Origin of the sequence: Bradyrhizobium stylosanthis, from assembly GCF_001641335.1 — a bacterium.
In the GTDB taxonomy this organism is placed as follows: domain Bacteria; phylum Pseudomonadota; class Alphaproteobacteria; order Rhizobiales; family Xanthobacteraceae; genus Bradyrhizobium; species Bradyrhizobium stylosanthis.
On record NZ_LVEM01000001.1, the window covers coordinates 992,758 to 1,015,107 of the forward strand.

Below are 22,350 nucleotides of genomic sequence, written 5' to 3' on the forward strand. Positions count from 1 at the left end.
GTATCAACATCAACGCCACTGCACGCTCGCTCCTGCTGTCGGAATTCGTCTCGGCGTTCTTCCTCGCCATGCGCTATTTCTTCCAGCCGAAGCCGACGCTGAACTATCCGTTCGAGAAGGGCCCGATCTCGCCGCGCTTCCGCGGCGAGCATGCGCTGCGCCGCTATCCGAACGGCGAAGAGCGCTGCATCGCCTGCAAGCTCTGCGAAGCGGTCTGCCCGGCGCAGGCCATCACCATCGAGGCCGGCCCGCGCCGCAACGACGGCACCCGCCGCACCGTGCGCTACGACATCGACATGGTGAAGTGCATCTATTGCGGCCTCTGCCAGGAGGCCTGTCCGGTCGACGCCATCGTCGAAGGTCCGAACTTCGAGTTCGCGACCGAGACCCGCGAGGAACTGTTCTATGACAAGGCCAAGCTGCTCGCCAACGGCGACCGCTGGGAACGCGAGATCGCGAAAGCGATCGAGCTCGACGCGCCGTACCGGTGAGGTGAGGGCATGATCCTTCCCGCGCTGTTCTTCTATCTCTTCGCCGGCGTCTGCGTCGCCTCGGCCGTAATGGTGATTGTCTCGCGCAATCCCGTGCACTCCGTGCTGTACCTGATCCTGGCCTTCGTCAACGCCTCCGGCCTGTTCGTGCTGATGGGCGCCGAGTTCCTCGGCATGATGCTGATCGTCGTCTATGTCGGCGCGGTCGCGGTGCTGTTCCTGTTCGTGATCATGATGCTCGACGTGGACTTCGTCGAGCTGCGCGAAGGGTTCATCCAGTACCTGCCGGTCGGTGTGGTGATCGGCGGCATCTTCCTGTTCGAGCTGCTGCTGACCGTCGGTGCCTGGGTCATCAACCCCTCCGTGAGCAAGAACATCACGGCGGCGATCCCGACCAACGTCTCCAACACCGAAGCGCTGGGCCTCGTGCTCTATACGAAGTACATCCACTACTTCCAGCTCTCGGGCATGGTGCTGCTGGTCGCCATGATCGGCGCCATCGTGCTGACGCTGCGCCACAAGGCGAGCGTGAAGCGGCAGGACATCAACGTTCAGAACGCGCGCACGCCCGAGATGGCGATGGCGATGCGCAAGGTGGCGCCGGGGCAGGGGCTCTCGGATGCCGACGCGGCGGAGTGGGTGAAATGACGATCGGGCTCGGACATTATCTGGCGGTCGGCGCGATCCTGTTCACGCTCGGGATTCTCGGCATCTTCCTGAACCGCAAGAACATCATCGTCATCCTGATGTCGATCGAGCTCATCCTGCTCTCGGTCAACATCAACCTCGTCGCGTTCTCGACCTTCCTCGGCGACATCGTCGGCCAGGTCTTCGCGCTGCTGGTGCTGACGGTCGCGGCTGCTGAAGCCGCGATCGGTCTCGCCATCCTGGTGGTCTATTTCCGCAACCGTGGCTCGATCGCGGTTGAGGACGTCAATCTGATGAAGGGCTGAGCTCTCAAATGGTTCAGGCAATCGTTTTTCTGCCTCTGCTGGGCGCCATTCTGGCAGGGCTCATCGCCCTGGCCGGCGCGCATGCCCGCAACCCCTCGGGCGACGAGCTCGATCATCATGGCGACCATGGCCACGGCGATGCGCACGCTTCGGCTGCGCATGACGACCACGCTCACGACGACCACGGCCATGACGACCACGGCCACGGCCCGGTCGAGCCGGCCGCGGCCGGTTCGCGCGCCGCCGAGCTGATCACCACCGGCCTGCTGTTCGTCTCGGCCGCGCTGTCCTGGATGACCCTGGTCGACGTCGGCTTCATGCACCATGACGTCCGCATCCAGCTGCTGCCCTGGATCTTCTCCGGCGACCTCCAGGTCTGGTGGACGCTGCGCGTCGACACGCTCACCGCCGTGATGCTGGTGGTGGTGACGACCGTGTCCTCGCTCGTGCACCTCTATTCCATCGGCTACATGGACGAGGACCCGAACCGGCCGCGCTTCTTCGGCTACCTCTCGCTGTTCACCTTCGCCATGCTGATGCTGGTGACTGCGGACAACCTCGTGCAGCTGTTCTTCGGCTGGGAAGGCGTGGGTCTGGCGAGCTACCTGCTTATCGGCTTCTGGTACCAGAAGCCCTCGGCGAACGCGGCCGCCATCAAGGCCTTCGTGGTCAACCGCGTCGGCGACTTCGGTTTTGCGCTCGGCATCTTCGCGATCTTCATGCTGACGAGCTCGACCGATTTCGAGACCATCTTCCATGCCGCGCCGGGCCTCACCGGCAAGACCATCAACTTCCTCGGCTGGCACGCCGACGCCCTGACCCTGACCTGCCTCCTGCTGTTCATGGGCGCGATGGGCAAGTCGGCGCAGTTCCTGCTGCACACCTGGTTGCCGGACGCTATGGAAGGCCCGACCCCGGTGTCGGCGCTGATCCACGCCGCGACCATGGTCACCGCCGGCGTCTTCATGGTGGCGCGCTTGTCGCCGCTGTTCGAGCTCGCCCCGAACGCCCAGGCCGTGGTGATGTTCTTCGGTGCCACCACCGCGTTCTTCGCGGCCACCATCGGCCTCGTCCAGAACGACATCAAGCGCATCGTCGCCTACTCGACCTGTTCGCAGCTCGGCTACATGTTCGTGGCGATGGGAGCAGGGGCCTATTCGGTCGGCATGTTCCACCTGTTCACGCACGCCTTCTTCAAGGCGCTGCTGTTCCTAGGTTCCGGCTCGGTGATCTACGCGATGCACCACGAGCAGGACATCCGCAACATGGGCGGCCTCTGGAAGAAGATCCCCTACACCTACGCGGTGATGGTGGTCGGCACGCTGGCCCTGACCGGCTTCCCGCTCACCGCCGGCTACTTCTCCAAGGACGCGATCATCGAGTCCGCCTACGCCTCGCACAACCCGTTCGCGGTGTACGGCTTCCTGATGACGATCGTCGCCGCCGGCCTGACCTCGTTCTACTCCTGGCGCCTGATCTTCAAGACCTTCCACGGCGAGCCGCATGACGAGCATCACTACGAGGCCGCGCATGAGGCGCCGCTCTGGATCCTGATCCCGATCGGCGTGCTCGCGGTCGGCTCGTTCGTCGCCGGTCTTCCGTTCAAGGAGCTGTTCGCAGGCCACGGCGTCGAGGAGTTCTTCCGCGAGTCCGTGAAGATGAACCCGCACATCATCGAGGAGATGCACCACATCCCCGAGACCATCGCCTTCCTGCCGACGGTGATGATGGTGCTGGGCTTCCTCGTCTCGTACCTGTTCTACATCCGCCGGCCTTATCTGCCGGTCGAGCTCGCGAACACGCAGCCGATGCTGTACCAGTTCCTGCTCAACAAATGGTACTTCGACGAGCTGTACGACCTCATCTTCGTCCGTCCGGCGAAGTGGATCGGCTATCAGCTCTGGAAGAAGGGCGATGGCTTCATCATCGACGGCTTCGGCCCCGACGGCGTCTCGGCCCGCGTGCTGGACATCACCCGCAACGTCGTGAAGATCCAGACCGGCTATCTCTATCACTACGCATTCGCCATGCTGATCGGTGCCGCCGGCCTGATCACCTGGTTCATGTTCGGCTTTGGAGGCCAGTAAATGACAACCTGGCCCATTCTTTCGGTCACGACGTTCCTGCCGCTGGTCGGCGCGCTGATCGTCTATCTCAGCCGCGGTGACGACGAGGCGGCCAAGCGCAATTCGCGCTGGATCGCGCTCTGGACCACGCTGATCACCTTCGCGGTGTCGGTGATCCTGGTCATGCGCTTCGACCCCAATAACCCGGACTTCCAGTTCGTCGAGAAGGCGAACTGGCTCGCCGCCGGCATCACCTACCACATGGGCGTCGACGGCATCTCGCTGCCGCTGGTGATCCTGACCACCGCCGTGATGCCGTTCTGCATCATCGCGAGCTGGAAGGCGATCACCAACCGCGTCCGCGAATACATGATGGCGTTCCTGATCCTGGAAACGCTGATGATCGGCACCTTCTCGGCGCTCGATCTCGTGCTGTTCTACCTGTTCTTCGAGGGCGGCCTGATCCCGATGTTCCTGATCATCGGCGTCTGGGGCGGTCCGCGCCGGGTCTACGCGTCGTTCAAGTTCTTCCTCTACACGCTGCTCGGCTCGGTCCTGATGCTGCTCGCCATCATGGCGCTGTACTGGAACGGCGGCACTACCGACATCCCGACCCTGATGCACACGGCCGTGCCGCGTAGCTTGCAGACCTGGGCGTGGCTCGCCTTCTTCGCCTCCTTCGCGGTGAAGATGCCGATGTGGCCGGTGCACACCTGGCTTCCCGACGCGCACGTCGAGGCGCCGACCGCGGGCTCCGTGGTCCTCGCCGCGATCCTGCTGAAGATGGGCGGCTACGGCTTCCTGCGCTTCTCGCTGCCGATGTTCCCGCTGGCTTCGCATGACTTCGCGCCGTTCGTGTTCACGCTCTCGGCCATCGCCATCATCTACACCTCGCTGGTGGCCTTGATGCAGGAGGACATGAAGAAGCTGATCGCCTACTCGTCGGTGGCGCATATGGGCTTCGTCACCATGGGCATCTTCGCCGGCACCATGCAGGGCGTCGCGGGCGGTATGTTCCAGATGATCTCGCACGGCATCGTCTCCGGCGCGCTGTTCCTCTGCGTCGGCGTCGTCTACGACCGCCTGCACACCCGCGAGATCGCGGCCTATGGCGGCCTCGTCAACCGGATGCCGCTCTACGCGATGACCTTCATGATCTTCACCATGGCCAATGTCGGTCTGCCCGGCACCAGCGGCTTCGTCGGCGAGTTCATGACGCTGCTCGGCACCTTCAAGGTCTCCATCCCGACCGCGTTCTTCGCCACCTTCGGCGTGATCCTCTCGGCGGGCTACGCGCTGTGGCTCTACCGCAAGGTCGTGTTCGGGGCGCTGGTCAAGCCGTCGCTGGCGAGCATGAAGGATCTGACCTTGCGCGAATGCGTGACGCTGTTCCCGATGATCGCGCTGACGATCCTGTTCGGCGTCTGGCCCAAGCCCGTGCTCGACATGTCGGCCGCCTCGGTCCAGCAACTCGTCAACAATTACAACACCGCTGTGACGGCCGTGAAGGCCGCCGCACTGCTCCAGTGATCGGGCAGGTCAGGATATCGCCATGAGCTTTACGACTGCAGGTTATCAACTGGCGCCGGTGCTGCCCGAGCTCGTGCTCGCGATCGGCGCCATGGCGCTTCTGATGCTGGGAGCCTATCGCGGGCAGGGGACGACAAGCGCGGTTACCTCGCTGGCCGTGCTGCTTCTCGTCGTGGTCGGCGTGCTCGAATACATGCTGCCCGCGGGCAAGCAGGTCACCTTCGGCGGCAGCTTCATCGTCGACGACTTCGCCCGCTTCATGAAGATCCTGGCGCTGATCGGCTCGGCGGTGACGCTGATCCTGTCGACCGAGTTCCTGGCCGACCCGTCGCGCCGCATCTTCGAATACGCCATCCTGGTGCTGCTCTCGACGCTCGGCATGATGGTGCTGATCTCGGCCGGCGACCTGATCTCGCTCTATCTCGGCCTCGAATTGATGTCGCTGGCGCTCTATGTCGTGGCGGCCTCGAACCGCGACAACGCCAAGTCGACCGAAGCCGGCCTGAAGTACTTCGTGCTCGGCGCGCTGTCCTCGGGCATGCTGCTTTACGGCGCCTCGCTGATCTACGGCTTTACCGGCACCGTGAGCTTCACCGGCATCGCCGCCGCCGCGACGATGTCGAATGTCGGCCTGGTGTTCGGCCTCGTCTTCCTGCTCGCGGGCCTGTGCTTCAAGGTTTCGGCCGTGCCGTTCCACATGTGGACGCCGGACGTGTATGAAGGCGCCCCGACCCCGGTCACCGCCTTCTTCGCCTCGGCGCCGAAGGTGGCTGCGCTCGCCGTCTTCACCCGCGTCACGCTGACCGCATTCCCGGGCATCGTCTCGCAGTGGCAGCAGATCCTGGTGTTCGTCTCGATCGCCTCGATGGCGCTCGGCTCCTTCGCCGCGATCGGCCAGACCAACATCAAGCGCCTGATGGCCTATTCCTCGATCGGCCACATGGGCTTTGCCCTGGTCGGCCTCGCCTCCGGCACGGTCGAGGGTGCGCAGGGCGTGCTGATGTACATCGTGATCTATGTCGCGATGACGCTCGGTTCGTTCTCGATCATCCTCGCCATGAAGCGCAACGGCCAGGCGGTCGAGCAGATCAGCGATTTCGCCGGCCTGTCGCGCACCAATCCGCTGCTCGCCTTCATGTTCGCGATGCTGCTGTTCTCGCTCGCCGGCATCCCGCCGCTCGCCGGCTTCTTCGCGAAGTGGTACGTCTTCGTCGCCGCCATCAAGGCAAACCTGTTCACGCTCGCCGTGATCGGCGTGCTCTCCAGCGTCGTCGGCGCCTACTACTATCTCGCCATCGTCAAGACGATGTACTTCGACGAGCCGGCCGGCCAAGTCGATCCGGTGCGCGTCGAGGTGAAGACGGTGCTGGCGGTTGCGGGCGTGTTCAACATCCTGTTCGCGCTGATCGCAGGCCCGGTGGTGAGCGTCGCCTCCGCTGCGGCAAAGTCGCTGTTCTAGGATGGGGTTCGCGCTCGGTCCTCGCGCACAGGCCGCGGGCTACAGGCTCGCGGCTTTCGAACGGACCGGCTCGACCAACACCGACGCCATCGAGCACGCGCGGGCCGGCGAACGCGGCCCTATGTGGTTCGTCACCTCCGAGCAGACCGCCGGCCGCGGCCGTCGCCAGCGCGCCTGGATCGCCCCGAAGGGCAATCTCGCCGCCAGCGTCCTTGAAGTCCTGGACATCGCGCCTGCGGTTGCCGCCACCATCGGCTTTGCCGCCGGGCTGGCGGAGGAGGCAGCTCTCGAGAAGGTCAGCCTCGAGGCCGCGATGCGGCTCGGCGAAGGCCGTCCCCGCTACGCCCTGAAATGGCCGAATGACGTGCTCGCCAACGGCAAGAAGCTCGTCGGCATCGGCCTCGAGGCGGAAGCCGTCGGCGATCGCCTGGCCATCGTCACTGGCATCGGCACCAACGTCGTCGCCGCGCCCGAGGGCACGCCGACGCCCGCCGTGTCGCTGGCCGCCCTCGGCGTCCAGATCAGCGCGGAGGAGCTTTTCACGGCCCTGGCGGATGCCTGGGTCGAGTTCCGTGGCATATGGGACAATGGCCGCGGCTTCGCCGAGATCCGTAAACTGTGGCTGGCGCGCGCCGCCGGTCTCGGCGAGCGGGTGGGGATCCACACGGGGACGACGACACTGGAAGGTATTTTCGACACCATCGACGACACCGGCTGCCTGATCGTCCGCACCGCGGAGGGCCGGCGCGTGCCGGTGGCGGCGGGTGAGGTGTTCTTTGGTCCGGCCCGTTCCGTGGGAGCTGCGTGATGGCAAGGCCGGATGAACTGGTATTTGCGCCGCTCGGCGGCGTCGGCGAGATCGGCATGAACCTGTCGATCTATGGCCTCGGCAACCGCCACCAGCGCTCCTGGCTCGCGGTCGATCTCGGCGTCTCCTTCGGCGACGAGGAGCACCTGCCGGGTATCGACCTGATCATGCCCGACATCTCCTTCCTGGAGAAGGAACGCAAGAACCTGATGGGCCTCGTGCTGACGCACGCCCATGAGGACCATTTCGGCGCCATCATCGATCTCTGGCCGAAGCTGAAGTGCCCGATCTACGCGACCAAGTTCAGCGCCGCCTTGTTCGAGGCCAAATGCGCCGCCGAGCGCAATGCGCCGGAGATCCCGGTGACCGTGGTGCCATCCGGCGGGCGCGTCGATATCGGCCCGTTCAACGTCGAGTTCATCCCCGTCGCGCATTCGATTCCGGAAGCGCATGCGCTGGCGATCCACACTGAAGCCGGCATCGTGCTGCACACCGGCGACTGGAAGATCGACCCGACCCCGACGCTGGGCGCGCCGACCGACGAGAAGCGGCTGCGCGAGCTCGGCGAGGAGGGCGTGCTCGCTCTGATCGGCGATTCCACCAATGCCGTGCGCGACGGCCGCTCTCCTTCCGAAGCCGAGGTCGCCAAGACCATCATCGACCTCGTGAAGTCCGCCAAGGGCCGCGTCGCGGTGACCACGTTTGCTTCGAACGTCGCCCGCGTGAAGGCCGTGGCCGACGCCGCCAGGGCTGCCGACCGCGAGGTCGTCGTGGTCGGCCGCGCCATGGAGCGCGTGGTGCAGGTCGCGCGCGAGACCGGCTATCTCGAGGACGTGCAGAATTTCCGCTCGCCCGAGGTCTACGGCCACCTGCCGCAGGACAAGGTGCTGGCGCTGTGCACCGGCAGCCAGGGCGAGCCGCGCGCCGCGCTGGCGCGCATCGCCAATGACGACCACCCCGAGATCACGCTGAACCGCGGCGACAGCGTCATCTTTTCCTCGCGCACCATTCCCGGCAACGAGAAGGCGGTCGGCTCGATCATCAACAATCTGGTGCTGCAGGGCGTCGAGGTCATCACCGATCGCGATGCGCTGGTCCACGTCTCCGGCCATCCCCGCCGCGACGAGCTGCGCGACCTGATCTCCTGGGTGAAGCCGCAGCTCCTGATCCCCGTCCATGGCGAGGCCCTGCATCTGCACGAGCATGCCAAGCTCGCGCGCGCCGCCGGCGTGCCGCGGGTGCTGGTGTGCCGCAATGGCGACCTCGTCAAGCTCGGGCCTGGCGATCCCGGCGTGGTCGGCGAGGTGCCGTCGGGCCGGCTCTACAAGGACGGCACGATCCTGGAGGATTCCAAGTCCCGCGCGGTGGTCGAGCGGCGGCGCATGGCCTTCTCCGGCTGCGCCTTCGTCGCCATCGCCATGACCGCCCAGGGCGAGCTCGCCGACGAACCCGAGGTCGATCTGGTTGGCATTCCCGAGAAAAACCGGGCCGGCGAGACCTTCGACGACCTGGTCTTCGACGCCGTCATGTCCACGATCGAGGGGCTGCCGAAGGCGCGGCGCCGGGATCCCGACGCGCTCGGTGAATCGGTGCGACGCGCTGTCCGGGCCGTCATCAACGAACATTGGGGTAAAAAGCCCCCCTGTCTGGTACACGTCCTGACAGTGTAATCGCGTAGGCATGGTCTCGCGGGCGGGTCGCTTCGCCCAGTCCGGATCGTGCGCTGAGGGAGAAGAAACATGCTGGGTCGCCTCAACCATGTCGCGATCGCGACCAGGGATGCCGTCAAGGCCGCGAAGATCTACGGCACCGCGTTCGGCGCCCAGATCTCGGAAGCCGTGCCGCTGCCCGAGCACGGCGTCATCACCGTGTTCGCGACCCTGCCCAATACCAAGATCGAGTTCATCGAGCCGCTCGGGGAAGCCTCGCCGATCGCCAAATTCGTGGAGCGTAACCCGGACGGCGGCATCCACCATGTCTGCTACGAGGTGGTCGACATCATCGCCTCCCGCGACACGCTGGTGAAGGAGGGGGCAAGGGTGCTCGGCGACGGCGTGCCGAAGATCGGCGCCCATGGCAAGCCGGTGCTGTTCCTGCACCCCAAGGATTTTTCCGGCGCCCTCGTCGAAATCGAGCAGGCGTAAGCCGTCCCATGGCCATCCAGATCTCGACCGCGATTGCGATCTACTTCGTCATCTGGTGGGTCGCGCTGTTCCTGACGCTGCCGTTCGGCGTGCGCAGCCAGCACGAGGACGGCGTGGGCGCGCCCGGCACCGACCCCGGCGCGCCGATCCTGACGCGGATGGGCCGCAAGCTGATCTGGACCACGATCATCTCGGCGATCATCTACGGCCTCGGCATGTTGGCCTATCATGCCGGCTATCTCTCGATCGAACGGCTGTCGAAATTGATGGGCATGCCGTTCTAGCTATTCTTCGCTGGATTTTCCTGTTGCGTGGTTGTTGGGGAAACGAATGACTTTTCAAAGGATCGTCGTCGCGCTTCTGGTGCTGATCGTCGCCGGCCTTGGGGCCGTCGGCTATTTCGAATGGAAGATGGCGGTGCAGGTGCGCACCCTGAAGGCGTTCGTCGAGGGCTATGTCTTCAACGACGCGGTGATGGCCTGCGAGCAGGCCAAGAGCTCGACGCCGTTCAAGTGGAACGGCGGCAAGAGCACCTCGGTGATCGGACTGAACTCGGTCAAGCTGGACAAATACAACGTCGTCGCCAGCTACACGCTGGTGGCGGACGGCGTCTATTGTGATTACGATCCGATCAAAAGAAAGGCCGAGATCGGCTCGAGCTTCCTGGAGCGGGAGTAACGGTCCGGCCCCATAGAGCATGATCCGGAAAGTGTGAAGCGTTTTTCCTTGAAGATCATGCTCAAATATAAAAAACGAAGGCGCGATTTCATCGCGCTTTAGGGGATGGGATCGCCATGGCGCAGGCGGCGGATTACCGGATTCTGCATGAGGCCGACTTGCGGGACTATCTCGCGGGCCTTCCGGACCTGAAGGCGCAGCTCGGCGGCGCGCCCGCGTCCTGGGAGATCACCGAGGTCGGCGACGGCAATCTCAACCTCGTCTTCATCGTCAAGGGCGCGAAGGGCGGCGTCGCCGTGAAGCAGGCGCTGCCCTATGTCCGCCTCGTCGGCGAGAGCTGGCCGCTGCCGCTGTCGCGAGCGCATTACGAATATCTCGCGCTGTCGCGGCAGGCGCAGATCGCCCCGGGCCTCGTGCCGGCGCTGCTGCACCACAATGACAAGCTGGCGCTGACGGTGATGGAGCTGCTCGAGCCCCACATCATCATGCGCAAGGGGCTGGTTGCCGCAACGCAATACCCTGGTTTCGTGGACGACATCACCACCTTCATGGCGCGAACGCTGTTCTTCACCTCGGACCTCGCTTTGCCGGCCGCCGAGAAGAAGGAGTCCATCGCGGCCTTTGCGGGCAACCATGCGCTGTGCAAGATCACCGAGGATCTGATTTTCACCGATCCCTACCGCATCGCCGAGCAGAACCGCTGGACCGCGCCTTACCTCGATGGCCTCGCCGCAAACCTTCGCGACGACATGGAGCTGCATGTCGCGATCTCCCGGCTGAAGCTGAAATTCATGGCAAGCCCGGAAGCGCTGCTGCACGGCGATCTCCACACCGGCTCGATCATGGTCACGGAGAGCCAGACGCGGGTCATCGACCCGGAATTTGCGTTCTACGGTCCGATGGGGTTCGACGTCGGCGCGGTGCTGGCCAATCTGCTGATGGCCTATTTCGCCTCCGCAGGCCATGAGCGCACGCAAGGCGAGCGGGCTGCGTTCGAGGTCTGGGTGCTGGAGACGGTCGACAAGGTCTGGAACGAGTTCGCCCGCAAATTCCTCGACCTCTGGCGCACCGGGCCGACCGGCGATGCTTACCCGACCTCACTTTTCACCGGCGACAAGGGCGCCTTGCGTCTGGAGGCCGAGCGGCAGGCCTACATGCAGCGCCTGTTCACCGACACCGTCGGCTTCGCCGCCGCCAAAACCATCCGCCGTATCTTCGGCCTCGCGCACAACATCGATTTCGAGCTGATCGAGGATCCCAGGAGACGGGCGATCAGCGAAGCCCGCGCCGTGCGGCTCGCACGGGGCATGATGGTGGAGGCGGCGGCGTTCCGGACGATCGCCGACGTCACCGGCGCCGCGCGGAAAGTGCGCGACTGGCAGCCGGAGCTGACGGGCTGAGAGAGCTTGAGGAGCGCACCTTCGCGCTCGCAATCATAACCCGAGCAACAGGCGCAATTGTTCACCGTCACCCTGAGGTGCCGGAGCGAAGCGGAGGCCTCGAAGGGCGACAGCCCGGCTGCATCTCGGCCGTTCATCCTTCGAGGCTCAGCACGCGATTGCATCGCGCGCCTCGCACCTCAGGATGACGGTCACGCTGTTTACGAGAGCCCACGGGGCCAGACGGTCTCAATAAAGCCGTATCGGCAGCAGGACGCCGTCCGAACCGGCCAGCAGACCCCAGGTCTCACCGGCCGCGACCTCGAACTCCCGGCTTTGCGCCGCGCTACCGTCCACCTTCAGGGCGACCCTGTACTTGCCGGGCGGCAGATCGATCTTTTGGCCGCCGGGCAATTCGCCTGCGGCGGTGTCGGAGTCCGTCAGTTTCTCGCCGGCGTGCGCAGCCAGCCTGATCGTCTGCTCGGCGACGGTGATGACTGCTGCTTCATCCGTCTTGTTGCCGAGGATCAGCCTCACTTGCCCCGGCTTCGCCAGCAGGCCGCCAGTCGCCGCGACGAATTTGCGCCGGGACAGCTCGGCGATGGTCTTGTCATCCTGACGGGAGAGCCGGAGCAGGGCCAGCCCTGCGCCTGTCCTGAAGGTGATCACCGCCCGGTCGGATGCGACGACCGCGCCGTCATCCTCGGTCCAGCCACGCTGGCCGAGTGCGTCGCGGTAGAAGCCGAGCACGGCTGCGAGATCGCGCGGCGTCTCGGCGTAGACCGAATTGATCTGCGGCGAACTCTTCGCCGTCGTGAGGGTCCAGTCCTCGGGCAGCGGCAGGCCGGTGACCTCGGCGAGCTTGGCTTCGAAACCCGCGCCTGCGCCGCGCGCGATCATCCCGACGGGGATGCTGAGCAGCCGTTCGACGACATTATCCGCAGTCTCGTGGCTTCGGACCGCCCACCAGGTCTGGTCGAGATAATCGTTCGACCCGGAGGTGCGGCTCCAGCCAAAGCGAATGCCGTCCGCGTCGCTGTGCCGGCCGGGGTTGGCCGCGAGCGGGCTTGCGAGCACAGCCGCCGCGGCGACCAGACTGCCCGCGAGCAAAACACCTAAAATTCGGCGCTTCATCTTTTCCGCGATCCCATTTTTCCGCGATTCCCGCGGCTCAGATGACGATCCTGAGCTTGGTCGCGCTGATCGCGAAAAATGTTCACTGCTCCCGGTCATTCGATGATGCACCGCGTCAATCGGCAACTTGCACCGCCGTGGGATGCAACCCGGCCCGCGAGCTTGTCGCTGCCTCAGGAACCGGCATCACGTGGCATCAAATCGAAGCTTGCGTTCGACGGGCTACGAATGATCAAATCCGTGATCGAAATACCTGCGCCGGTGGGGGACATAAGATGTTGAGGAAGATCGCGATCGTTGCTGGTCTGGGGCTGGCACTCGCCGCCTCGGCAGAGGCCCAGACGCCGCGCAAGGGCGGAACCATCCGCATGACGGCGCCCTACGGCTCGAGCTTCACCAGCCTCGACATCCACACCACCCAGCGCGCCCAGGACGAAATCTATGCCAAGGCGCTGCATCGCTCGCTCTACATCTGGAATTCCGCGGAAGGAAGGCCGGTTCTGGAGCTTGCCAAGGAGGACGTGGTTTCGGGCGGAGGCCTCGTTCACACCTTCAAGCTGCGCGACGACGCCTATTTCCACAACGGCCGCAAGATGACCGCCGATGACGTGATCTGGTCCTTTACCCGCATCATGGACGGCACCAAGGCATTTCCCGGCGCACGCTTCGTCCGCGTCATCGAGGGCGCCGCTGCGGTGGAGAAGGGGCAGGCCAAGGAGATCTCCGGCCTGAAGAAGATCGACGATTTCACCGTCGAGATGAAGCTGACCGAGAAGGTCGATCCCGGTTTCTACTTTTTCACCGCGCTGACCTCGATCTATCCTGCCGACGAAGGCGCCAAGGAGAGCTTCATCCAGAAGCCGATCGGCCTCGGACCGTTCAAGTTCGTCGAGCACGTGCCGGGATCGCGCATCGTGCTGGAGCGCTGGGACCGCTTCTACAAGCCCGGCAAGCCTTACGCCGACAAGGTCGTCGTGTCGATCATGGCCGAGGCCGCGGCGCGCGACGTCGCCTTCCGCAACAAGGAGATCGACACGTCCGTGCTCGGGCCGGCGCAGTACGTGGCCTATCAGTCCGATGCCAATCTCAAGGGCACCATCGTCGAGGTCGCCGAGGTGTTCACGCGCTACATGGGCATGAATCCCTCGTTCAAGCCGTTCACGGACAAGCGCGTCCGTCAGGCGATCAACTACGCGATCGATACCGATCTGATCATCAACAAGCTGGTCAAGGGCAAGGCCTATCGCGCCACCAGCTGGCTGCCGCTGACTTCGCCTGCCTACGACAAGGCGATGAAGCCTTACCCCTTTGATCCCGCCAAGGCCAAGCAGCTGCTTACAGAGGCCGGTTACCCCAATGGCTTCGAATTCGAATGGACCACCAGCCAGAACGAGAGCTGGGGCCTGCCGATCGTCTCGGCCGTGATCCCGATGCTGGACAAGGTCGGCATCAAGGCGAAGGTCAAGCAGGTCGAGACCGCCGTGCTGGCGGAGGTGGTGCGCAGCGGCGACTACCAGGCCTTCATCTATTCGCAGCAGAGCGGCCCGGATCCCCAGGCTGCGCTCAAATGCTTCCACTCGGCGACGCCGCAATCGGCCTGCAATTACATGAACTTCAAAAATGCCGAGTTCGACAAGATCGTCGATGCGGCCGGGCAGGCTGACGCTCCTGAGCAGCGCGTCGCGCTGCTGCAGAAGGCCAATGCGCTGCTCTACGAGGAAGCGCCGGTCTGGTTCTTCAACTACAACAAGGCGGTCATGGCCGTGCAGCCATGGCTCAAGGGCGTTCAACAGAACGCGACGGAGCTGACCCACCAGAATGTCGAAGACCTCTGGGTCGACGAGACCTCGCCCGCGAAGTGACACGCGCGCTTCCTCGATTGCACCGGGCGATGGAGGGAGCGGGGAAAAGTGCCGATGCTCTCGTTCCTGATCCGTCGTCTGCTGCAGTCCATTCCGACCGTGCTTGCCGTCGTGCTGCTGGTGTTCGTGCTGTTCAGCGTCGTTCCCGGCAGCATCGTCTCCTCCATGAGCGACGATGCAGATCCGCAGGTCGAGCTGCGGATGAAGAAGCAGCTTGGCCTCGACGATCCCGTCTATGTCCGTTTCGGCAGCTATATCGCCAAGCTCGCAACCGGCGATTTCGGGACCTCGTTCCGGACGCGTGAACCGGTCATAACAATGATCGCCAAACGGGCCTGGCCGACGCTGCAGCTGATCTTCACGGCCATGGCGTTTGCGATCGTGATCGGCGTGCCGCTTGGCTTCGTCGCGGCGCTGAGGCCCGGCGGCCTCGTCGATACGCTTGCCATGGTCGTGGCGGTATCGGGTCTGTCTATCGCCAAGTTCTGGCTCGGACTCGTGCTGATGTATCTGTTTGCGTTGAAGCTTGGCTGGCTGCCCAGCTTCGGCTACGGCGACGGCGGGCTGAAATACCTGCTGCTGCCGGCGGTGACCCTCGGCGTCTCGCCGATGGCGCTGTTTGCCCGCACGACGCGCGCTGCGGTGCTTGAGATCATGACCGCCGATTTCGTCCGCACCGCGCGTTCCAAGGGCATGAGCGAGACGCGCGTCGTCAAATGGCACGTGATGCGCAACGCACTCGTCATCATTCTCACCACCGTTGGGCTGCAGTTCGGCGGGCTGATGGGGCAGGCGGTCGTCGTGGAAAAGCTGTTCTCGTGGCCCGGCATCGGCTCGCTGCTGGTCGACAGCGTCCTGCAGCGCGACATTCCCGCCGTCCAGGGCTCCATTCTCGTGGTGGTGCTGGCCTTTCTCGCGATCAATCTGCTGATCGACGTGCTCTACGGCGTGATCGATCCCAGGATCAGGTACGCATGAAGCTCCGCGCCAATCTCATCATCGGCGGCGCGCTGTTCGCGCTCGCGATCCTGGTCGGGCTGCTCGCGCCCTGGCTGGCGCACACCGATCCTGTCCTGGACGCCAATCTGATGAACGCGGAAGAGCCGCCGAGCTGGACTTGGTGGTTCGGCACCGACGACCAGGGCCGCGACATCTATTCCCGCGTGGTCTACGGCGCCCGCGTCTCGCTGACGGTCGGCATCGTCTCGCAGCTCATCAACAGCGTCATCGGCGTGGCGCTGGGCCTCAGCGCCGGCTATTGGGGCGGTTGGTGGGACGATGTCGTCAACGCCCTGACCAACCTGATGCTCGCAATCCCCTCGCTGATCTTCGCGCTCGCCATCATGGCGGTGTTGGGACCCGGCCTGACCAGCCTCCTGATCGCGCTCGGGCTCACCAACTGGTCCTTCACCTGCCGGATCGCCCGGGCCTCGGCATTGTCGCTGAAGAGCCAGGGCTATGTGCAGGCGGCCACCGTGCTCGGCTACGGCGATGTGCGCATCATGATCACGCAGCTTCTCCCGAACATGCTGGGGCCGATCGTCGTCATCGGCACACTCGGCATGGGTAGCGCGGTCTTGTCCGAAGCCGCGCTGTCGTTCCTGGGCCTCGGCGTCCGCCCGCCGTTCCCGAGCTGGGGCAGCATGCTGTCGGACGCCCGCGACCAGATCACGACGGCGCCATGGCTCTCGGTGTTTCCGGGCCTTGCCATCTTCCTGACGGTGCTCGGTCTCAATCTGCTCGGCGATGGCCTGCGCGACATCCTCGATCCCCAATCGCGGAGCCGGCGGACATGACGGGCGCGCCGCTGATCGAAGTCGAGGATCTCCGCATCGACCTGGACGATGGATCGCGGCGCGTTGCGGCAGCCGAAGGCATTTCGTTCCGCATCGATCGCGGCGAGACCTTTGGCCTCGTCGGCGAATCCGGCTGCGGCAAGAGTATTACGGCGCTTGCCTTGATCGGCCTGTTGCGGCCGCCGCTGTCGATCGGCGGCGGCGTCATCCGGTTCGAGGGCAAGGAAATCCAGCACCTGTCCGCGGCGCGGCAGCGCGACCTGCGCGGCAACCGCATCGCCATGATCTTCCAGGAGCCGATGACGGCGCTGAACCCGGTCTCGCCCGTCGGCCGGCAGATCGCCGAGATGTTCGTGCTGCACAAGGGCAAGAGCTGGCGGGAGGCCAACAAGCTGGCGGTCGAGGCCTTGGCGAGCGTGCGCGTGCCCGCGCCCGAACGGCGCGTCAACGACTATCCGCACCAGCTCTCCGGCGGCATGCGCCAGCGCGTCATGATCGCCATCGCACTCGCCTGCGGCCCGGACCTTCTGATCGCCGACGAGCCGACCACCGCGCTCGATGTCACCGTGCAGGCCGAGATCATCGAGCTGATGCGCAATCTGTGCGCGGAGCGGGGCACGGCGATCCTGATGATCAGTCACGATCTTGGCCTCGTCGCCAATGTCTGCCGCCGCGTCGCCGTGATGTATGCCGGCCGCATCGTCGAGGAGCGCGGCTCGGCCGATATTTTCCGCGCACCTTCGCACCCCTATACGCAGGGCCTCGTCGACTCCTTGCCGCGGCTGGGCAGCCGCGCCGCGCTCGGGCGGAGCAGGCTCAAGGAGATCGCGGGCGTGGTCCCGGCCATCACGAGCTTTCCGGACGGCTGCCGGTTCAATCCGCGCTGCGCGCGGGCGACCGATATCTGCCGGACCGTCGCACCGACGGCGGAGTGGCTGGAGGCGGGCGGCCTGGTGAGGTGTCATCACCATGCATGAACCACAGGGAAGACCGGCTGACGACTTGATCCTCAGCGTCGAGGATCTCGCGGTCCATTTTCCCTTGGGCGGTGGTCTGTTTGGCCGCGGCCGGCGGTTGCTCCGTGCCGTCGATGGTGTCGATCTCAGCTTGAAGCGCGGCGAATGCCTTGGTCTCGTCGGCGAGTCCGGCTCCGGCAAGTCCACGGTCGCGCTCTCGATCCTCGGCCTGCTGACGCCCACGCGTGGCCGCATCGTGCTGGACGGGCAGGTCGTGACGGACCGGGCATCCGTCGATCGCAAGGCGCTGGCCCGCACCGTGCAGATCGTGTTCCAGGATCCCTACGCCTCGCTCAATCCGCGCCAGACCGTGCGCCGCACGCTGGAAGATCCGCTGCGTGTGCACGGCGTGACCACAAAGAGCGAGATCGAAGACCGCGTCGCGACGATGCTCAAGCATGTGGGATTGCGGCCCGAACAGGCCGACCGCTACCCCCATGAATTCTCCGGCGGCCAGCGCCAGCGCATCGGCATCGCCCGCGCGCTGATCCTCAATCCCAAAATCGTCATCTGCGACGAGCCGGTCTCGGCACTCGACGTCTCGATCCGCGCCCAGATCATCAATCTGCTGCTGGAGCTGAAGGACACGCTCGGCCTGTCCTACATCATGATCAGCCACGATCTCGGGGTGGTCGAGCACATGAGCGACCGCGTCGCGGTGATGTATCTCGGCCGCATCGTCGAGAACGGCCACTGGCGCGAGATATTCGAACGGCCCGCGCACCCCTACACGCAGGCGCTGATCGCCGCCATTCCCGACCCGCTGCGTCACGCCCCGCTGGCGACGACCGGCGGCGATCTTCCCAACCCGCTCAATCCGCCGCACGGCTGCGCCTTCAGCCCGCGCTGCCGGCATGCCGAGGACGTGTGCCGGCGCGAGCCGGGGCCGGTGCTGGAGACGCGGCCAGATGGGCATGCGGTGCGGTGCTGGCGGGCTGAGGAGATTGCGGGGCAGGCGGCGGTGGCCTCCATCTAGCGGATATACTCGCAGCGCGCCGGCCCCGGTCGTCCTCAGCTCCTCTGAGCCGGATTACGGCGAACATCGAGGTGGTCGATGACCACCTTCGGCACAATCAGGCCGAGGCTTATGCCCAGCACGATCGCGATGGCGGTCACACCATCGGCAATCGTGGCCCCGACCAGGGCGGATGTCGCCTGTGCCGTGTCGGCGATTTCCAGTAGCCCGCTCGCCATCCGGAAGAGGTAGACACCAGGGATCATCGACACGACCGAGGCAAAGCCGATCGCGGCGAATGGCAAGTGGCGACGGCGTGCGATCGGGGTGAGGAGCAACCCGACCACGAGGCAGGCGACCAATGCGCCGGTCGCCGCGCCAAAACCCAGCTCCGAGATCGCGGCCCAGCGTGAGGCATGGGCAAGCATGCCGACGGCGACAGGCCAGGGCAGCATGGCGCTCGGAGTCGAGAAGAAGACGCTGTAACAGGCGACCGCGACGCCCGCCGCGATCACATCGAGCCAGAGCGGCACCGCCTGGCCCGGCGGGTCGATCGGGAGCGACTGATTGAGCAGCGTGAGCCCGAGCAGCAGCCCGGTCGAGATTGCGAAGACCACCAGGCCCGCATAGGTCAGGCGGGCCGCGCCCAGGTGAATGCGCGCCCTGAGGAGATCGAGCACGCCGTTGAGGATGTGCGGTCCGGGCACCAGCACCATGCATGGACACACGACGACCAGGCCGGGGTTGGGGCTGAGCTGGTAGCGCGCCGCAACGCCGCCGACGATCCCGGCCAGCAGGGCTGCGCAAAACGGCTGGATGAAGACATTCGTGCTGATCTTTGCGATGAGGCGCCGAAGCAGCCCGCCGAGGCCGGCGCTCGCGAAGATCAACACTGCAGTCAGCCAGTGCTGCATGCCGAAAATGATCGCGAGCGCCACCGAGCCGCTTGCCGCCGCCAACGCGAACAGCCAGGTCGGCGACGGTGGCGTGGCGGCGATGGCCTCGATGCGGCTGTGTGCATCCGCGATCGACAATCGACCGGCCTCGATGTCCGCGATCGCATGCATGGTGGACGCAACGCGGCTCATGTCGATCCCGGTCGGATCGGCCGGCTCGTCGGTGATTGATGTCACGCCGCCGGCGTCCACGCGCAACCGCAGCTCGCCCCAGCGCGACATCAGCCGGGCATTGACGCCGAGCTTGCGTCCAAGCAGTCCGGTTGCGGCGACGACCTGATCGGTCGCCTGGCCGTTGACGAACAGCGTTCTCGCGAACGCCAGGATCAGCCCGGAGCTGTCTTGACTGGTCATGGTCTCATCTCTCGACGCCGCCTCCGGGAGCTGGACAACCGGCCAGGGTGGGCGGTTCTCGCGGTAGTCGGCGATTGTCCTCCATGGACGGCAGCGCTGGCTTTCAGCTCCGAACGATAGCGAGCGGACCGGCGTGGAAGATGTCCGCATGGCCAGACGGCCATGAGGCAGTCGGCGCCGCTCCGCGCCAAATTCCCCAATGATTTGTAATGTGCGTGGGGTGGGCTACTCGACCGCCTTTTCCCTCAACCGCTGCGCATAGACGTTGATCACCAGCGCCGCCAGCAGGATCAGGCCTCGGATCAGGATCTTCAGGAAGCTGTCGATGTTGACGTGGTCGAGGCCGTTGTTGAGGACGCCGAGTACGAAGAGCCCGACGATGGTGTTGCCGATTCCGCCGCGGCCGCCGAACAGGCTAGTGCCGCCGACGACGACGGCGGCGATGGAATCGAGGAGGTAGGTGTCGAACTCGTTCTGCTGTGCGCTGCCGAAATGGGCGACGCCCAGCATGCCGCCGATGCCGGAGCAGACTGCCGAGATGATCATCACAGCGCCGAGAATGAGCTTGACGTTGAGGCCGGCATATTCGGCGGCCTCGCGGTTGCCGCCGACCATGTAGACGTAGCGGCCGAAGCGCGTGTAGGTCAGCACCAGATGGCCGCCGAGCAGCATGATGGCGGCGACGATGACGATCCAGGGGATGCCGCCGATCGATCCCGAGCCGAGCGTCGTGATCAGGCTGGGGACCTTGTAGGCGATCTGGCCGCGCACCAGCAGCGCCGAGATGCCGGCGGCGATCTGCATCATCGCCAAGGTCATGATGAAGGAGGGGATGCCGATGACGGTCAGCCCCAACGCGTTGACGAGCCCGAGCAGGGCGCAGAGCAGGATCGACAGGATGATCGCGACCGCGCCGGGCAGGGGTATGTTGGCGATGTTGACGTAAGATTCCTGCAGCGTGAAGTAGGCGACCGCGATGCCCGTGACATTGGCGATGCTGGCGATCGAGAGGTCGATCTCGGCGCACAGGATCACGAAGGTGAGGCCGACCGCGATGATGCCCGTCACCGACACCTGCGTCAGGATGTTGCCGAGATTGTCGAGCGTGGCGAAGGAGGGGCTGGCGAAAGCGAAGAAGCCGGAGAGGAAGATCAGCGTCAGGAACGGGGCGATGTTGCGCATCTGCGAGCGCAGGAAGGGCGCAAGGCCCCGTGCCCGCTGTCCCGCCGCCAAAGCCGTCTCGCTGCTCATGTGCTTCTCCGTCACGCGGCTTCCAGCAGGCGGTCCTTGCTGACCGGCTCGTTCCTGAACTCCCGCACCACCGCGCCGCGCTTGAGCACGAGGATGCGGTCGGCCAGCGACAGCACCGTTTCCGGCTCCGTCGACAGCACGATGATCGCGAGCCCTTTTGTGCGGAGGTCGCGGACGATGTTAATGACGTCGTTCTTGGCGCCGACATCCATGCCGCGGGTCGGCTCGCACAGCACCAGCAGCTTGGGCGGATAGGTCAGCCATTTGGCGAGGGCAACCTTCTGTTGGTTGCCGCCCGAGAGCATGCCGAGATCAAGGCCGACCACCGGCGGCCTGATCTGCAACTGCTCGACTTGGCGCTTGGCGATGTCGCGCTCTTGCGCCGGCTTCAGCAGCAGCGACGAGATGCGGTCCAAAATGCTGATCGAGATGTTCTTGTAGACCGGTTCCTGGTGGAACAGCATGTCGCGCCGGCTCTCCGGCACCAGCGCCACGCCGGCGCGCCGCGCCGCCGCCGTGCTGGCGAAGGTCTTTGGCGTGCCGTCGACGAAAAGCGTGCCGCCGTCCGGCTTCAGCTTGCCGAACAGGATGCGGGACAATTCCTGCTGGCCGCAGCCCATGAAGCCGTAGATGCCGAGCACCTCGCCGGCGCGCGCTTCGAAGGAGATGTCCTTCAGGCTGCGCGCGAGCGAGAGCTGGTCGACTTTCAGGACCACCGGGCTTTCGCTCGGCTGCGGCAGCATCAAATCGTCGGTGTAGCTGTGCTCGAGCGCCTCGCCGCCGCGGCCGATCATGGCCTCGATCAGCGCGCCCTTGCTGGTCGCAGCGCTCGCGGTCTCCGCGACCTTCCGGCCGTTGCGGAACACGGTCACCGTGTCGGACACACGCAGGATGTCCTCGATGAAATGCGAGATGAAGACGATGCTGGTGCCTTGCGCGCGCAGCCGCCGGAGCGTTGTGAACAGCCGCTCGACCTCCGGCGGGGAAAGGGCGGAGGTTGGCTCGTCCAGGATGACGATGCGCGCGCCGGAGAACAGCACGCGTGCGATCTCGATCAACTGCTGCAGCCCGATCGGCAGGTCACCGAGCCGCGACATAGGGTCGACGTCGATGCCGAAACGGGCGAGCTGTTCGCCGGCCTCGCGCGCCATCCGTCGCCATTGCACCAGGCCAAGGGCGTTGGTCGGCTGGTTGCCAAGGAAGACGTTCTCGGCAACGGTAAGGTCTGGGGCGACGGAGAGCTCCTGATGCACCATGGCGATGCCGGCCGCATGCGCGTCGCGCGCCGAGCGGAAATGCGTTTCGGTTCCGTCGATCAGGAAGCGGCCGGAGAACTCGGTGTGCACGCCGGCGATGATCTTCATCAGCGTGCTTTTCCCCGCGCCGTTCTCGCCGACGAGACCGTGGATCTCGCCGGGATAGAGCGCGAAGTCGACACCACGAAGCGCTTCGACGCCGCCGAAGCTCTTCGTGATGCCCTGCAGTTCCAGGATGGGCGAACGCGTCTCAGGCATGAAA

21 protein-coding genes are annotated in these 22,350 nt (G+C 65.1%); 17 read left to right on the plus strand and 4 right to left on the minus strand.

Annotated features, from left to right (window positions below):
* Positions 1–2: 2 nt before the first annotated feature.
* The 12 genes from nuoI to mtnK all read left to right on the plus strand — a co-directional run bounded on the left by nuoI (position 3) and on the right by mtnK (position 11,529).
* Entirely contained in the window at positions 3–491 is a 489-nt protein-coding gene (nuoI, locus tag A7X65_RS04955) for an NADH-quinone oxidoreductase subunit NuoI (protein WP_026232873.1), read from the plus strand.
* 9 nt (positions 492–500) lie between these two features.
* The gene (locus tag A7X65_RS04960; RefSeq protein ID WP_063683178.1) at positions 501–1,139 is read left to right on the plus strand and encodes an NADH-quinone oxidoreductase subunit J; all 639 of its coding nucleotides are present in this window, start codon (positions 501–503) and stop codon (positions 1,137–1,139) included.
* On the plus strand, positions 1,136–1,444 hold the full coding sequence (gene nuoK, locus A7X65_RS04965; protein ID WP_008547737.1) for an NADH-quinone oxidoreductase subunit NuoK: 309 nt from the start codon (positions 1,136–1,138) through the stop codon (positions 1,442–1,444). Before A7X65_RS04960 ends, nuoK begins: the two co-directional genes overlap by 4 nt.
* A gap of 8 nt (positions 1,445–1,452) precedes the next feature.
* Positions 1,453–3,531: an NADH-quinone oxidoreductase subunit L gene (gene nuoL, locus A7X65_RS04970; RefSeq protein WP_063683179.1), complete on the plus strand. Its 2,079-nt coding sequence runs from the start codon at positions 1,453–1,455 to the stop codon at positions 3,529–3,531.
* Entirely contained in the window at positions 3,532–5,040 is a 1,509-nt protein-coding gene (locus A7X65_RS04975; protein WP_063683180.1) for an NADH-quinone oxidoreductase subunit M, read from the plus strand.
* Between the two features lie 22 nt (positions 5,041–5,062).
* Positions 5,063–6,499: an NADH-quinone oxidoreductase subunit NuoN gene (gene nuoN / locus A7X65_RS04980; protein WP_063683181.1), complete on the plus strand. Its 1,437-nt coding sequence runs from the start codon at positions 5,063–5,065 to the stop codon at positions 6,497–6,499.
* A gap of 1 nt (position 6,500) precedes the next feature.
* A complete protein-coding gene (locus A7X65_RS04985; protein ID WP_063683182.1) occupies positions 6,501–7,307 on the plus strand; it encodes a biotin--[acetyl-CoA-carboxylase] ligase in 807 nt (268 codons plus the stop codon).
* Positions 7,307–8,977 carry a ribonuclease J gene (locus tag A7X65_RS04990; protein ID WP_063683183.1) on the plus strand — a complete coding sequence of 557 codons (1,671 nt, stop codon included), beginning with the start codon at positions 7,307–7,309 and terminating at the stop codon, positions 8,975–8,977. Before A7X65_RS04985 ends, A7X65_RS04990 begins: the two co-directional genes overlap by 1 nt.
* A 69-nt stretch (positions 8,978–9,046) precedes the next feature.
* Positions 9,047–9,451, plus strand: a complete 405-nt coding sequence (gene mce, locus A7X65_RS04995) for a methylmalonyl-CoA epimerase (RefSeq protein WP_063683184.1) — start codon at positions 9,047–9,049, stop codon at positions 9,449–9,451.
* 8 nt (positions 9,452–9,459) lie between these two features.
* Positions 9,460–9,735, plus strand: a complete 276-nt coding sequence (locus tag A7X65_RS05000) for a DUF1467 family protein (RefSeq protein WP_063683185.1) — start codon at positions 9,460–9,462, stop codon at positions 9,733–9,735.
* 46 nt (positions 9,736–9,781) lie between these two features.
* Entirely contained in the window at positions 9,782–10,129 is a 348-nt protein-coding gene (locus A7X65_RS05005) for a hypothetical protein (protein WP_063683186.1), read from the plus strand.
* A 116-nt stretch (positions 10,130–10,245) separates the two neighbouring features.
* The gene (gene mtnK / locus A7X65_RS05010) at positions 10,246–11,529 is read left to right on the plus strand and encodes an S-methyl-5-thioribose kinase (RefSeq protein ID WP_063683187.1); all 1,284 of its coding nucleotides are present in this window, start codon (positions 10,246–10,248) and stop codon (positions 11,527–11,529) included.
* A 228-nt stretch (positions 11,530–11,757) separates the two neighbouring features.
* Here the strand turns inward: mtnK and A7X65_RS05015 are convergent, their stop codons facing one another.
* Positions 11,758–12,768, minus strand: a complete 1,011-nt coding sequence (locus A7X65_RS05015; protein ID WP_245323272.1) for a hypothetical protein — start codon at positions 12,766–12,768, stop codon at positions 11,758–11,760.
* A 149-nt stretch (positions 12,769–12,917) separates the two neighbouring features.
* Between A7X65_RS05015 and A7X65_RS05020 the strand changes: the two genes are divergently transcribed.
* Genes A7X65_RS05020 through A7X65_RS05040 form a run of 5 tightly spaced genes read left to right on the plus strand, consistent with a single transcriptional unit; the run spans position 12,918 to position 18,292 of the window.
* On the plus strand, positions 12,918–14,504 hold the full coding sequence (locus A7X65_RS05020; RefSeq protein ID WP_063683189.1) for an ABC transporter substrate-binding protein: 1,587 nt from the start codon (positions 12,918–12,920) through the stop codon (positions 14,502–14,504).
* A gap of 54 nt (positions 14,505–14,558) precedes the next feature.
* Positions 14,559–15,482, plus strand: coding sequence for an ABC transporter permease (locus A7X65_RS05025; protein ID WP_063683190.1), 924 nt, complete (start codon positions 14,559–14,561; stop codon positions 15,480–15,482).
* Complete coding sequence (locus tag A7X65_RS05030) at positions 15,479–16,300, plus strand: ABC transporter permease (RefSeq protein WP_063683191.1); 822 nt, start codon at positions 15,479–15,481, stop codon at positions 16,298–16,300. The genes A7X65_RS05025 and A7X65_RS05030 overlap by 4 nt, the downstream gene beginning before the upstream one ends.
* Entirely contained in the window at positions 16,297–17,277 is a 981-nt protein-coding gene (locus tag A7X65_RS05035) for an ABC transporter ATP-binding protein (RefSeq protein WP_063683192.1), read from the plus strand. The genes A7X65_RS05030 and A7X65_RS05035 overlap by 4 nt, the downstream gene beginning before the upstream one ends.
* On the plus strand, positions 17,270–18,292 hold the full coding sequence (locus A7X65_RS05040; protein ID WP_063683193.1) for an ABC transporter ATP-binding protein: 1,023 nt from the start codon (positions 17,270–17,272) through the stop codon (positions 18,290–18,292). The genes A7X65_RS05035 and A7X65_RS05040 overlap by 8 nt, the downstream gene beginning before the upstream one ends.
* A gap of 35 nt (positions 18,293–18,327) precedes the next feature.
* Here the strand turns inward: A7X65_RS05040 and A7X65_RS05045 are convergent, their stop codons facing one another.
* The 3 genes from A7X65_RS05045 to A7X65_RS05055 form a co-directional block, all read right to left on the minus strand.
* On the minus strand, positions 18,328–19,731 hold the full coding sequence (locus A7X65_RS05045; RefSeq protein WP_082884828.1) for a threonine/serine exporter family protein: 1,404 nt from the start codon (positions 19,729–19,731) through the stop codon (positions 18,328–18,330).
* 75 nt (positions 19,732–19,806) lie between these two features.
* Positions 19,807–20,832, minus strand: a complete 1,026-nt coding sequence (locus tag A7X65_RS05050; protein WP_063683195.1) for an ABC transporter permease — start codon at positions 20,830–20,832, stop codon at positions 19,807–19,809.
* An 11-nt stretch (positions 20,833–20,843) separates the two neighbouring features.
* Complete coding sequence (locus A7X65_RS05055; RefSeq protein ID WP_063683196.1) at positions 20,844–22,346, minus strand: sugar ABC transporter ATP-binding protein; 1,503 nt, start codon at positions 22,344–22,346, stop codon at positions 20,844–20,846.
* Positions 22,347–22,350: the final 4 nt, after the last annotated feature.

Bases quoted from the DNA above. Each gene is read 5' to 3' on its own strand.
- A7X65_RS04960 (WP_063683178.1), top strand. From the start codon at position 501: ATGATCCTTCCCGCGCTGTTCTTCTATCTCTTCGCCGGCGTCTGCGTC.
- nuoK (WP_008547737.1), top strand. From the start codon at position 1,136: ATGACGATCGGGCTCGGACATTATCTGGCGGTCGGCGCGATCCTGTTC.
- nuoL (WP_063683179.1), top strand. From the start codon at position 1,453: ATGGTTCAGGCAATCGTTTTTCTGCCTCTGCTGGGCGCCATTCTGGCA.
- A7X65_RS04975 (WP_063683180.1), top strand. From the start codon at position 3,532: ATGACAACCTGGCCCATTCTTTCGGTCACGACGTTCCTGCCGCTGGTC.
- nuoN (WP_063683181.1), top strand. From the start codon at position 5,063: ATGAGCTTTACGACTGCAGGTTATCAACTGGCGCCGGTGCTGCCCGAG.
- A7X65_RS04985 (WP_063683182.1), top strand. From the start codon at position 6,501: ATGGGGTTCGCGCTCGGTCCTCGCGCACAGGCCGCGGGCTACAGGCTC.
- A7X65_RS04990 (WP_063683183.1), top strand. From the start codon at position 7,307: ATGGCAAGGCCGGATGAACTGGTATTTGCGCCGCTCGGCGGCGTCGGC.
- mce (WP_063683184.1), top strand. From the start codon at position 9,047: ATGCTGGGTCGCCTCAACCATGTCGCGATCGCGACCAGGGATGCCGTC.
- A7X65_RS05000 (WP_063683185.1), top strand. From the start codon at position 9,460: ATGGCCATCCAGATCTCGACCGCGATTGCGATCTACTTCGTCATCTGG.
- A7X65_RS05005 (WP_063683186.1), top strand. From the start codon at position 9,782: ATGACTTTTCAAAGGATCGTCGTCGCGCTTCTGGTGCTGATCGTCGCC.
- mtnK (WP_063683187.1), top strand. From the start codon at position 10,246: ATGGCGCAGGCGGCGGATTACCGGATTCTGCATGAGGCCGACTTGCGG.
- A7X65_RS05020 (WP_063683189.1), top strand. From the start codon at position 12,918: ATGTTGAGGAAGATCGCGATCGTTGCTGGTCTGGGGCTGGCACTCGCC.
- A7X65_RS05025 (WP_063683190.1), top strand. From the start codon at position 14,559: ATGCTCTCGTTCCTGATCCGTCGTCTGCTGCAGTCCATTCCGACCGTG.
- A7X65_RS05030 (WP_063683191.1), top strand. From the start codon at position 15,479: ATGAAGCTCCGCGCCAATCTCATCATCGGCGGCGCGCTGTTCGCGCTC.
- A7X65_RS05035 (WP_063683192.1), top strand. From the start codon at position 16,297: ATGACGGGCGCGCCGCTGATCGAAGTCGAGGATCTCCGCATCGACCTG.
- A7X65_RS05040 (WP_063683193.1), top strand. From the start codon at position 17,270: ATGCATGAACCACAGGGAAGACCGGCTGACGACTTGATCCTCAGCGTC.
- A7X65_RS05045 (WP_082884828.1), bottom strand. From the start codon at position 19,731: ATGCGGACATCTTCCACGCCGGTCCGCTCGCTATCGTTCGGAGCTGAA.
- A7X65_RS05050 (WP_063683195.1), bottom strand. From the start codon at position 20,832: ATGAGCAGCGAGACGGCTTTGGCGGCGGGACAGCGGGCACGGGGCCTT.
- A7X65_RS05055 (WP_063683196.1), bottom strand. From the start codon at position 22,346: ATGCCTGAGACGCGTTCGCCCATCCTGGAACTGCAGGGCATCACGAAG.